10 protein-coding genes are annotated in these 11,715 nt (G+C 50.3%); 3 read left to right on the forward strand and 7 right to left on the reverse strand.

Features of this window, described 5'->3' with window-relative positions:
• Window positions 1-61: 61 nt before the first annotated feature.
• A complete protein-coding gene (gene melR, locus N0B36_RS20980; protein ID WP_016155413.1) occupies window positions 62-994 on the reverse strand; it encodes a transcriptional regulator MelR in 933 nt (310 codons plus the stop codon).
• Between the two features lie 269 nt (window positions 995-1,263).
• On the opposite strand from melR, the gene melA reads away from it, so the two are divergent.
• From melA to N0B36_RS20995, 3 genes are all read left to right on the forward strand, one after another.
• Window positions 1,264-2,619, forward strand: a complete 1,356-nt coding sequence (melA, locus tag N0B36_RS20985) for an alpha-galactosidase (RefSeq protein WP_259688929.1) — start codon at window positions 1,264-1,266, stop codon at window positions 2,617-2,619.
• A gap of 92 nt (window positions 2,620-2,711) precedes the next feature.
• Window positions 2,712-4,142, forward strand: coding sequence for a melibiose:sodium transporter MelB (melB, locus tag N0B36_RS20990; protein WP_259688930.1), 1,431 nt, complete (start codon window positions 2,712-2,714; stop codon window positions 4,140-4,142).
• 2 nt (window positions 4,143-4,144) lie between these two features.
• On the forward strand, window positions 4,145-4,399 hold the full coding sequence (locus tag N0B36_RS20995; RefSeq protein ID WP_016155416.1) for a SemiSWEET transporter: 255 nt from the start codon (window positions 4,145-4,147) through the stop codon (window positions 4,397-4,399).
• 26 nt (window positions 4,400-4,425) lie between these two features.
• Here the strand turns inward: N0B36_RS20995 and N0B36_RS21000 are convergent, their stop codons facing one another.
• The 6 genes from N0B36_RS21000 to N0B36_RS21025 all read right to left on the reverse strand — a co-directional run bounded on the left by N0B36_RS21000 (window position 4,426) and on the right by N0B36_RS21025 (window position 11,340).
• A complete protein-coding gene (locus N0B36_RS21000; RefSeq protein ID WP_210591097.1) occupies window positions 4,426-5,043 on the reverse strand; it encodes a DUF2238 domain-containing protein in 618 nt (205 codons plus the stop codon).
• Window positions 5,044-5,190: 147 nt separating this feature from the next.
• Window positions 5,191-6,837: a class I fumarate hydratase FumA gene (gene fumA, locus N0B36_RS21005; RefSeq protein WP_016155418.1), complete on the reverse strand. Its 1,647-nt coding sequence runs from the start codon at window positions 6,835-6,837 to the stop codon at window positions 5,191-5,193.
• A 96-nt stretch (window positions 6,838-6,933) separates the two neighbouring features.
• The gene (dcuB, locus tag N0B36_RS21010) at window positions 6,934-8,274 is read right to left on the reverse strand and encodes an anaerobic C4-dicarboxylate transporter DcuB (RefSeq protein ID WP_003031873.1); all 1,341 of its coding nucleotides are present in this window, start codon (window positions 8,272-8,274) and stop codon (window positions 6,934-6,936) included.
• 118 nt (window positions 8,275-8,392) lie between these two features.
• Complete coding sequence (locus N0B36_RS21015; RefSeq protein ID WP_259688931.1) at window positions 8,393-8,695, reverse strand: hypothetical protein; 303 nt, start codon at window positions 8,693-8,695, stop codon at window positions 8,393-8,395.
• Window positions 8,696-8,992: 297 nt separating this feature from the next.
• Window positions 8,993-9,712 carry a two-component system response regulator DcuR gene (gene dcuR, locus N0B36_RS21020; RefSeq protein WP_016155419.1) on the reverse strand — a complete coding sequence of 240 codons (720 nt, stop codon included), beginning with the start codon at window positions 9,710-9,712 and terminating at the stop codon, window positions 8,993-8,995.
• Window positions 9,709-11,340 carry a sensor histidine kinase gene (locus N0B36_RS21025; RefSeq protein WP_141876122.1) on the reverse strand — a complete coding sequence of 544 codons (1,632 nt, stop codon included), beginning with the start codon at window positions 11,338-11,340 and terminating at the stop codon, window positions 9,709-9,711. The genes dcuR and N0B36_RS21025 overlap by 4 nt, the downstream gene beginning before the upstream one ends.
• Between the last annotated feature and the right edge of the window lie 375 nt (window positions 11,341-11,715).

An 11,715-nucleotide genomic window follows, 5' to 3' on the forward strand; every position in this document is an offset into this window, starting at 1 on the left:
TACTGATATCGGCGAACGATAGGGATTGTAGGCCGGGGTAACGCCGGTGGTTTCTGGCTGCTCAGCCAGCCATTGTTTGCCGGCGCTGCTGGCTCAGTTTGCGGTACTGCTGCGGCGACATGCCGACAAACTTGCTGAAGGTGTCATAAAAACGGCTGCTGGATCGGAATCCCGCGGTCAACGCGACGTCAAGAATGGTTTTATCGGTATCGCTAAGCAATGCGCGGACGTGATTGATCCGCATTGCGGTGATGTACTGCTTCATGGTGAGTTGCATCACGCGCTGGAAAATCCCCATCGCGTAGTTGGCGTTGAGCTTCACGTGTTCCGCGACGTCGTTGATAGTGAGCACCTGATCGTAGTTATCGGCAATAAAACTCAGCATCTGGCTTACGTAAAACTGGGCGTGCCGCGAAACGCTGTTTTTGTGCGTCCGTGAAGTTTTATTGACCAGGATTGGCTGCCAGCCGGAAAGGCTAAACCGCTTGAGCATCAGACCAATTTCATCAATGGCGAGCTGGCGAATTTGCTCGTTCGGGTTGCTCAGCTCCTGTTGCCAGCGCTGAACTTCAAAGGTACTTAGCTGCTGCGATGCCAGCGATTTGATGACCATGCCATGGGTAACGTGGTTGATCAGTTCGCGATCCAGCGGCCAGGAAAGGAAAAGGTGCATCGGTAAATTGAAGATAGCCATGCTTTGGCAGCTGCCCGGACGCGTGAGCTGATGCGGCGTACAGGCCCAGAAAAGCGTAATGTGTCCCTGTTTTATCTGCACCACTTCGTTGTTGATGAGGTACTCAACGTCGCCATCAAACGGCACATTAATCTCCACCTGCCCATGCCAGTGGCTGGCAGGCATAGCATGCGGTGAGCGCAGCTCAATATCCATCCGTTGATATTCTGAGTACAGCGACAATGGGCTGCGGGTTTGCTCTTCATCGCTGCTGCACATGTGCGGATCGGGGGGAAGAGGCGATGTCGGTAATGTACTCATGGTTGCTCCATTTCCTGAATTATCAGAATCATGTCATTTGCTGCGCATTAAGGCTGAGAATCAGGACACAAATCGGACCGATATCATTGAGCATAGTGAGATTTTGGGGCCGCATACTCTGCTTTTCGTGCAATTTTGTCCCATAAACTCAGATCCAGTATGGGACAAAGAGGCGATCTGAGTTTATGGGAATGCTCGCCAGGGAAGTCGGAAGTTTTCATCAATGCGCTGTGCCACCATGACTGTGTTCACTAATGTTCTGGAGAGTCATGATGTCTGCACCCAAAATTACCTTTATCGGCGCCGGTTCCACGATTTTCGTCAAAAATATCCTCGGGGACGTCTTTCATCGCGATGCGCTGAAATCTGCGCATATCGCCTTGATGGACGTCAATCCTACTCGGCTGGAAGAGTCACACATTGTGGTGCGTAAGTTGATGGACTCAGCGGGCGCGTCCGGGCGTATCACCTGCTATACCGATCAAAAAGCGGCATTGCAGGATGCTGATTTTGTGGTGGTCGCTTTCCAGATTGGTGGCTATGAACCTTGTACCGTTACCGATTTTGCGGTGTGTAAACGTCATGGTCTGGAGCAGACGATTGCAGATACGTTGGGGCCAGGCGGCATTATGCGCGCGCTGCGCACTATCCCGCATTTATGGCAGATTTGTGAGGATATGACCGAAGTCTGCCCGCAGGCCACCATGCTTAACTACGTTAACCCGATGGCGATGAACACCTGGGCAATGTATGCGCGCTATCCGCATATTAAGCAGGTTGGATTGTGTCACTCGGTGCAAGGGACAGCGGAGGAGCTGGCCCGCGATTTGAACATCGACCCGCCCTCTTTGCGCTATCGCTGTGCCGGGATCAACCATATGGCGTTTTATCTGGAACTTGAGCGTAAAACGGCTGACGGTGCTTATGTGAATCTCTATCCGGAGCTGCTGGCGGCCTATGAATCTGGTCAGGCGCCGAAACCGAATCTTCACGGTAATACCCGTTGTCAGAACATTGTGCGCTATGAAATGTTCAAAAAGCTGGGCTATTTCGTCACTGAGTCGTCGGAGCATTTCGCGGAATATACGCCGTGGTTTATCAAACCAGGGCGTGAGGATCTGATTGAGCGCTATAAGGTTCCACTGGATGAGTATCCAAAACGCTGTGTGGAACAGTTGGCGAACTGGAACAAAGAGCTGGAAGAGTACAAAACGGCGGCGCGGATCGAGATTAAACCGTCACGTGAATATGCCAGCACTATCATGAACGCTATCTGGACCGGTGAACCGAGCGTGGTGTATGGCAACGTTCGCAATGACCATCTGATCGATAACCTGCCGCAAGGCTGTTGCGTGGAGGTGGCTTGCCTGGTCGATGCGAATGGTATCCAGCCAACGAAGGTGGGTACTCTCCCGTCACATTTGGCGGCCATGATGCAAACCAATATCAATGTTCAGACCCTGCTAACGGAAGCCATTCTGACGGAAAATCGCGATCGCGTTTATCACGCGGCGATGATGGATCCGCATACCGCTGCGGTATTGGGGATTGAGGAGATTTATGCGCTGGTGGACGACCTGATCGCGTCTCATGGCGACTGGTTGCCGGCCTGGTTACACCGTTAACACACCATTACGCCGGGCAGAGCATCCGGCGTTTAACCTCTGACGTTTCCTCTAACAGAAGGCGGGCGCTGGTAACGGCGACCCGATACCCTATGAGCATCTCTCTGAAAACAAAACTCAGTTACGGATTTGGAGCGTTTGGTAAGGATTTCGCCATCGGTATTGTGTACATGTACCTGATGTATTACTACACCGACGTGGTGGGATTATCGGTGGGGCTGGTCGGAACGTTGTTCCTGGCGGCAAGGGTCTGGGATGCGGTAAACGATCCCATCATGGGCTGGATTGTGAACGCCACCCGGTCGCGGTGGGGAAAATTTAAACCCTGGATCTTACTCGGTACGCTGGCGAACTCATTGGTGCTGTTTTTGCTTTTTAGCGCACATTTGTTTGAGGGCACTGCGCAAGTCGTATTTGTCTGCGTGACGTATATATTATGGGGAATGACCTACACCATTATGGATATTCCATTCTGGTCGCTGGTGCCAACTATTACGCTGGATAAACGCGAGCGTGAAAAACTGGTGCCGTTCCCTCGTTTCTTCGCAAGCCTGGCTGGGTTTGTCACCGCGGGGGTGACGTTGCCCTTTGTGAGCTATGTCGGCGGTGCCGATCGTGGCTTTGGTTTCCAGATGTTTACGCTGGTGCTGATTGCATTCTTTATCGTTTCTACCGTTGTTACGCTGCGTAATGTGCATGAGGTTTATTCGTCAGATAGCGAGGCAACGACGGACAGCAGTCGTCTTGGGCTGAAAGCGATCGTTGGGCTCATCTATAAAAACGACCAGTTATCCTGCCTGCTAGGCATGGCGCTGGCTTACAATATTGCCGCCAATATCATTGCTGGCTTTGCCATTTACTATTTTACTTATGTGATTGGCGATGCAAGCCTCTTCCCGTACTACATGTCTTACGCAGGAGCGGCAAACCTGCTGACGCTGATTTTCTTTCCTCGATTGGTAAAAGCGTTGTCACGACGGATCCTGTGGGCTGGGGCATCCGTGCTGCCGGTGCTCAGCTGTATCGTGCTGCTGGTGATGGCGTTAGCCGGTTTCCATAATATCTTACTCATTGTTATTGCTGGTATTTTACTGAATATTGGTTCAGCGCTTTTCTGGGTGTTGCAGGTCATTATGGTGGCGGATACCGTTGATTACGGTGAATACAAACTTAACGTACGTTGTGAAAGTATCGCTTATTCAGTGCAGACGATGGTGGTAAAAGGAGGGTCAGCGTTTGCCGCTTTCTTTATCGCAGTGATACTTGGGGTGATTAATTACGCGCCGAATGTCGCGCAGTCTGCAGAAACCATTGTTGGTATGCAATTCATTATGATCGCGCTACCAGCACTCTTTTTTGTGGTGACCTTAGTCCTTTACTTCCGCTTTTACCGGCTGAACGGCGACACGCTGCGCAGGGTCCAGATTCATTTGTTGGATAAGTACCGTAAGGTGCCGCAGCAGCATGAGCAACCGGATATCCCGGCTATTGCGATAGTCACCCCAGGTGATGTGAAGGCGTAGCTATGGAATGGCATTCGTGGATTGGGTATTTGGCGGCTAGCCTGACGACGCTCTCATTCTTACCGCAAGCGATTAAGGTCATTACCACCCGCAACACGCAGGGTATCTCCGGTTTAATGTATGTAATGTTTGTGTGTGGGCTGGTGTTGTGGCTGATTTATGGATTATTGATTGAAGATACTGCCGTCAGCATGGCGAACTTTCTGACACTCCTGTTCGCCTTGCCGATTCTGGTTATCAAGTCTCGCAATGGGTAAGGCTGATTGCCGGATAAGCGTCAGCGCTATCCGGCAGTTTTTAACTGTCTGTTGTGCCAGCCCGCCAGCACGAGCACCGTGGTGAGCGCACCGAGCAGGGCGCAGAACATATCCGACTGGGTATCCCACGGGTCGCCCTGCGTCCCGAGAAAATCATCTGCTCCCTGACCCATCGCCAGCGCTGCCCACCATTCGATCAGCTCATACATCGCGCTAATCGCCAGCGCCACGCAGCAGACCAAAAATGCCAGCATTTTGCGGCCACGAACTATATTACCGCGCACTAAAATCTCTCTTGCCGTCAGGGCGGGCACCAGACCCTGGAAGAAGTGACCCAGCTTGTCATAGGGGTTACGACTGAGATCCAGCCACTCCTGAACCTGAAAACCGACAGGGACTTTAGCGTAGGTATACATACCGCCGATCATCAGAATGATGGCGTGCAAGAAAATGAGCGTGTAGAGCAAGGGCGTCAGCGGGTAGCGCTTCATGGTCGCCAGCAACAGTGGAACGACAATAATGACCGGCGTAACTTCCATCAGCCAGGTGATTTTCTCTGTGGCTGAGATACCGGTGTAGATAAGTATTAGCGCCAGGAGCAGCGCGCCAGAGTGCAAGATTGTGGAGTTCAGTGTGCGGAGCATGGCGAATTCACAAGTAATGGAAAAGGTTACTATTCCCTGTGAGCGACAAAAATTCAACGCCAGTAAATGGGGGGATAAAGTTGGCCCGGGGGGATCACTGGACTGACGCCAAAAATCTGTTGTCAGTCCAGTGCCGGGCCGAATGGGTTACTTCGCGCAGTTAGCGCATTGTTTGCTGACGATTTGCTGGAAGAAATCGTTGCCTTTGTCATCGACCAGAATGAAAGCCGGGAAATCTTCGACTTCGATTTTCCAGATAGCTTCCATACCCAGCTCCGGGTATTCCACGCATTCCAGATGTTTAATACTCTGCTGCGCAAGTACCGCTGCCGGGCCACCAATGCTGCCTAAATAGAAGCCGCCGTGTTTATGGCAGGCGTCTGTCACCTGCTGGCTACGGTTACCTTTTGCCAGCATGATCATGCTGCCGCCGTGAGACTGTAGCAGGTCAACATAGGAGTCCATACGACCCGCAGTGGTTGGCCCTAAAGAGCCGGACGGATAACCCGCAGGTGTTTTGGCCGGGCCCGCGTAGTAGATAGGGTGATCTTTCACGTACTGCGGCAGACCTTCACCGGACTCAATACGTTCTTTTAGCTTCGCGTGGGCAATATCGCGACCGACAATGATGGTGCCGCTCAGCGACAGACGGGTAGAAACCGGATACTGAGAGAGCTGAGCGAGGATCTCTTTCATTGGGCGGTTAAGGTCAACTTTAACCACTTCACCTTCGCCTGCCTGGCGCAGCGACTCCGGAATGTACTGGGCTGGGTTATGTTCCAGTTTTTCGATCCAGATCCCTTCGCGGTTAATCTTGGCCTTGATGTTACGGTCTGCGGAGCAAGACACACCCATACCAACCGGGCAGGATGCGCCGTGGCGAGGCAGGCGGATCACGCGGATATCGTGCGCGAAGTATTTCCCGCCAAACTGGGCGCCGAGGCCGAGTTTCTGCGCTTCTTCCAGCAGTTCCTGTTCCAGTTGCAGATCGCGGAACGCCTGGCCGTGCGCATTACCTTCAGTCGGCAGTGCGTCATAGTAGTGTGTGCTGGCCAGCTTCACCGTTTTCAGGGTGCTTTCCGCTGACGTGCCGCCAATGACGAATGCAATGTGGTACGGCGGGCATGCTGCGGTACCCAGCGTGCGCATTTTCTCTACCAGGAAGTTTTTCAGTTTGCCGGGCGTCAGCAGCGCTTTGGTTTCCTGATACAGATAGGTTTTGTTCGCTGAACCGCCGCCTTTGGCCACGCACAGGAATTTGTATTCGTCACCGTCCACGCTGTACAGGTCGATTTGTGCGGGCAGGTTGGTGCCGGTATTCACTTCTTTGTACATATCCAGCGCCGCGTTTTGCGAGTAGCGCAGGTTATCTTCAATATAGGTATTAAATACGCCCTTGGAGAGTGCCGCTTCGTCGCCACCACCGGTCCAGACGCGCTGACCTTTTTTACCCATGATAATTGCCGTACCGGTGTCCTGGCAGGTTGGCAATACGCCTTTAGCCGCGATTTCGGAGTTTCTCAGGAACTGCAGCGCTACGTATTTATCGTTTTCGCTGGCTTCGGGATCATGGAGAATTGAGGCGACTTGCTGTTGGTGTTCAGGGCGGAGCATGAAGGAGGCATCGTGGAAGGCTTGTTGGGCCAGTAGCGTAAGTGCTTCAGGGGCTACTTTCAGGATTGTTTCGCCTTCAAACTCGCCGACGCTGACGTGATCGGAGGTCAGCAGGTAGTACTCAGTTTTGTCTTCCCCCAGTGGGAAAGCCGCCTGATAAGTGAATTCAACTTTTGACATTTGCTTCCAGCCTTTTCATTTTTCTCAGGAATTTTAAAATTCTCTGTGTCTTGACGGTGGCGTGCCGTTCCAAAGCGGACGGCACGCGCACTGTAATTACAGGAAACCGTACATTGCAGCGAAGATCCAACCAAAGACACAGGATACGCTCACGCCGATCAACCCAGGTAGAATGAAGCTGTGGTTGATAACGAAACGGCCAATGTGGGTGGTGCCGGAACGGTCAAACTGAATAGCCGCCAGATCGCTCGGGTAAGTCGGCAGAATGTAGTAACCGTAACATGCCGGAGCGGAAGCAACGATGTACGCTGGATCAACCCCAATTGCCAGTGCGACCGGAACAATCGCCGCCAGCGCCGCAGCCTGGGAGTTTACAAATTTGGAAACCAACAGCAGAACAATTGCATAGGCCCACGGATACTCTTTCACCATATTGCCCAGCACACCTTCGATTTCCGTCATGTGCGCGCCGAACATTGTTTCGGCCATCCAGGCAATACCGTACACCGCCACAATCGCGATCATACCGGAACGGAAGACTTCGTTTTTAGATATTGAAGCGGGATTGGTCTTCGTCAGGATAATAATCAGCGCACCGGTCAGCAGCATGAACATCTGGATAACCAGTACCATTGACAGCGGTTTGCCGCTGAAGGTAGGGCGCAGCTCAGAGAACGCGCCGAGCACGGCAACAACGGCGATAGCGGCAAGGAAGATCCACATGGCCAGCCAGTTGCTTTTCGGCAGCTTTTTGTCTAACAGTGTGGCGGTATCGCCATAAACGTAGTTGTGGTTTTCAGGAACGGAAATAAACTTCTGGAATTCTTCATCTTTATCCAGATCTTTACCGCGGAACCAACTGAAGATACCGATCGCCAGGATACCCAACAGGGTAGACGGGATAGTGATGCTGAGCAGGTCGAGGAATTCAAGATGCTTGCCTTCAAACGTTACGTTACCCAGCATTGCGACCAGTGATACAACGGCCACGGACACCGGGCTGGCGATAATCCCCATCTGCGCACCGATAGAACTCGCTGCCATCGGACGTTCCGGGCGAATATTGTTCTTAATGGCAACGTCATAAATGATTGGCAGGATGGTGTATACCACGTGGCCTGTACCGCAGAGAATCGTCAGGGTGCAGGTAACGAACGGGGCGACGATGGAAACGTATTTTGGGTTACGGCGCAGCAGCTTTTCAGCGATTTGCAGCATAACGTCAAGGCCGCCGGAGGCTTGCAAGGTTGCCGATGCGGCCACCACGGCAATAATAACCAGCATTACATCTACAGGTGGTTTACCCGGCTGGAGATGGAAAACGAAAACCAGAATGACCAGGCCGATACCGCCTAATAAACCCAGCGCGATACCGCCCTTTCTGGCACCATAAAACAAACATATTAATATTATAAGAAGTTGTATACTAAATAACATTTTATTTACCCTCGCGAAAAAACCAGTCAATTTTTTGAAAAATGGATCTGTGCCACATTCTTTTTTGCCGAAATAGGCATCAAAAAATGGTCAGTATTCGATATGTCCGTATTTGCGATTAATGTTCAAATGTCTTGCTAGAATGTTTTTTTAACGTTATGGCGATATTTAGCTTTTTTCTGTGGCTTTGATCAGAGGAGAGAATCCTCAGGCGATTGGAGGCAGAGCTGGACATGGAGAGCTGCGGTTGACGCTGTAATTTATCTGTTTTGCGTTTTCCGCTATTACGTGAACCACCGACAGAATGGGTGAGTAGGTTATTTGTGTGATCACGATCACGCCATTTCATAATGTGATGAGGTTGGCGTGCGGATACTTTTATTTGCTCACAAAAATGTACGGTGTCCATGGTACGTAGCATGGTCTCCATTGCTACCAGTCTAGATTTTGTATGTCTGGTTAATTTCAGACTAATCCTTTATGGGTAAAAATACACACTCTGCGAGCTAGATAATACTTAATTAACTTTTGTTAGCGATTTTGAAATTAAAAACAGTGTGACGTTAATCAATATTAAAATAATACATTTAACATGCTGGATACAAATATATTTGATCTAACGCAAATTTATAATTCTGCAGCATGATTCAGAAAAGAAGGGATTTTTCATTATTTTAATAATTGTTACTTTCAAATAACAAATAATCCCAAATTGTTTTTATTGGCAATATTGTTTTAGTAATGAGTAATGTTCAGCCTGAACGCGGTAACGATAAACCGGTCTACCGGTTACGCCATAATGGATGCTGGTAAATAGGATGTGACAATTGACGAGCCAGATAAGATATTTACGGCAAGAAACGCGCGAGATATTGACCTCGTTGGCCAGTTCATCGGTGGAGAATTCCTGATCCTGATGCTCATCAATCCACTGGCACAGCGTGCGTAACGTTTGTGGCGTTAATCCTTTAGGTAAGCGCCGCGCTTCCTGTTCATTGGAGGAGCTGCCGTGAATCAACTGGTCAAGCTCAGACTGTTCATAGTACTGATGCTTTTCCATCTCGGTTTTCTTCTGTAGCCAGCCGGTCAGCGCCTCTTCAAAACGGGACGCCTGGAACGGTTTGATCAGGTAGTCAACGACACCATAGTGGAGAGAGTCTTTGATGGTGGTCGCGTCAGCGGCGGAAGAGATGACAATGACATCACACTTGCAACCTTCGCTGTGCAATACAGGCAACAGATCCAGACCGTTTTCTTTTTGCATATAAATATCAAGCAAAATCAAATCGATATGATTACCGCTATGAAAGATTATCTCTTTTGCTTTCTCCAGCGTGGAGGCTGTGCCGCAGCAATGAAAACCGGAGAGTTGCGCGACATAACGGCGGTTTAATTCCGCTACCATTGCATCGTCATCGACAATTAAGACATTGATCATCTGCTGGCCCTCTCACCATTCCACGGTAACTGTACAAAAAATTGGGTGAAGATCCCAGGTTCAGACTCGACGGAAATATTGCCGCCAACGTTTTCAACCTGTTGTTTAACAAGCGCTAAACCAACGCCCCGTTCGGTTCCTTTTGACGAAACGCCCTTCTCAAAGATGTGCTCAATGTGTTCGGGGGCAATCCCCGGACCATCGTCATTCACTTCGCAATGCAACCAGCCGTGTCGATAATGCAAGGATACGCTGATCTCGCCACCAGGTTCTTGACCTAGCGCCTCCAGGGCGTTTTCAATTAAATTCCCCAGAACGGTAATCAGCACAGCCACCTGATCTTCGTTGCTGTTTTCCGGCAACTGGCTTTCATTGCTGATCACCAGGCTATGGCCTAAATCAGATGTGCGATTAATCTTACTGAGTAAAAATCCTGCGATCACCGGGGATTTTATTTTTCCTAATAGTGAGCCAATCTCTTCCTGATAACTGTTCGCGGTCTTCAGGATGTAATTTTCAAGCTGCTTATAACTTTTCAGATGCAATAATCCCAGAATCACGTGCAATTTATTCATGAATTCGTGGGATCGTTCACGAAGTGCGTCGGCATAGTTGACCATGCCGTCCAGTCGTTGCATTAATTTTCGGACTTCAGTCTTATCTCTGAATGTTGAAATGGCCCCGATGATTTTACCGTTGCTGAGTACCGGAACCGTGTTAATTAAGAGTAGCCGATCCTTCACCATGATCTCTTCATCGCGACGCGGCGTTCCGTCATGCAGTACCTGTGAAAAATCGACCACTTTTGACCATGCGTGGTTGAGCGTGGAGAGCTGGGCATCGTCTTGCGATTTGTGGTAATCCAGCAATTCTTGTGCTGCCTGGTTTATCAGCGTCACTTCACCGCACTCGTCAACGGCAATGACGCCTTCCTTTATAGAGTGCAGCATCGCCTGGCGTTGTTCGAACAGATTGGAGATTTCATAAGGCTCCAGACCAAACAGAATACGCTTGAGGACTTTGACAAATACCCATGTGCCGAGCAGCCCAACCAGCACGCCAAATAAGATGGACCAAAAGATGCTGCCACGGCTGTTATTGATCTGCTCAGTCACCCTGCTTAGCTCAAGGCCGATCGACACGACGCCTATCTGCCGGTGATGCTCGTTATAAATAGGGGTAAATACGCGTAGGGCTTGCGCCAGAAATCCGCGATTAATGGCGACATTCTCTTTCCCTTGCAGGGCCAGCAAAATGTCATCGCCTTTAAACGGCTGACCGATTCGCTGCGCTTCGGGATGGGAGTAACGAATGCTTTGCATATCGGTGACGACGATGAACAAAAAATCGTTGCTCTTATTCACCGCCTGGGCAATCGCCTGAATACCGCTTTCCTCGGGCTTTTTCATTAGCCCCTGGCGGATCTCAGGGGAGTTTGCCAGCGTTCGTGCGACCGCAAGCGCTTTACCTGCTAATGCATCGCGCGTCATGTTGCTGATTTGCGAGAAATAAATCAGATGAACGACAAGCAGTACGGAGAAGAGTACCGCACTGACCATGAGGATCACGGTAGTGCCGAGCTTCATTGGGCGTTTGCGTATAGCAGTACGTTGCAGAGAGTGTCTCATCACGGTCCTGGAATCACGGTTTGTATGGGTATTATCGCCTGATGGGATGCGTAATTCAAAGGTGGTAGGGATGATGGGGCATGGCCTGCCTAGGCTTTTCTTCTATATATAGCGTAGAGCGAGTCTCTTTTTATATAGAGATTTCCTTATCTGTTTTCTCTTCTTTCAGGGATGCTGACCGCTATTTTGCTTACGATTGTGGATAACTCTGTGTGTAAATGGGTATAAGGCGGGTTTTTGCTGTGGAATGCAGCAGTCAGTCATTTTTCTGCAATTTAAGGGTTGCGGGCCGCAGGAAACTCCCTATAATGCGCCTCCATCGACACGGCGGATGTGAATCACTTCACACAAACAGCCGGTTCGGTTGAAGAGAAA

The sequence above is a fragment of the Citrobacter sp. XY323 genome, from assembly GCF_025106035.1.
In the GTDB taxonomy this organism is placed as follows: Bacteria; Pseudomonadota; Gammaproteobacteria; order Enterobacterales; family Enterobacteriaceae; genus Citrobacter; species Citrobacter braakii.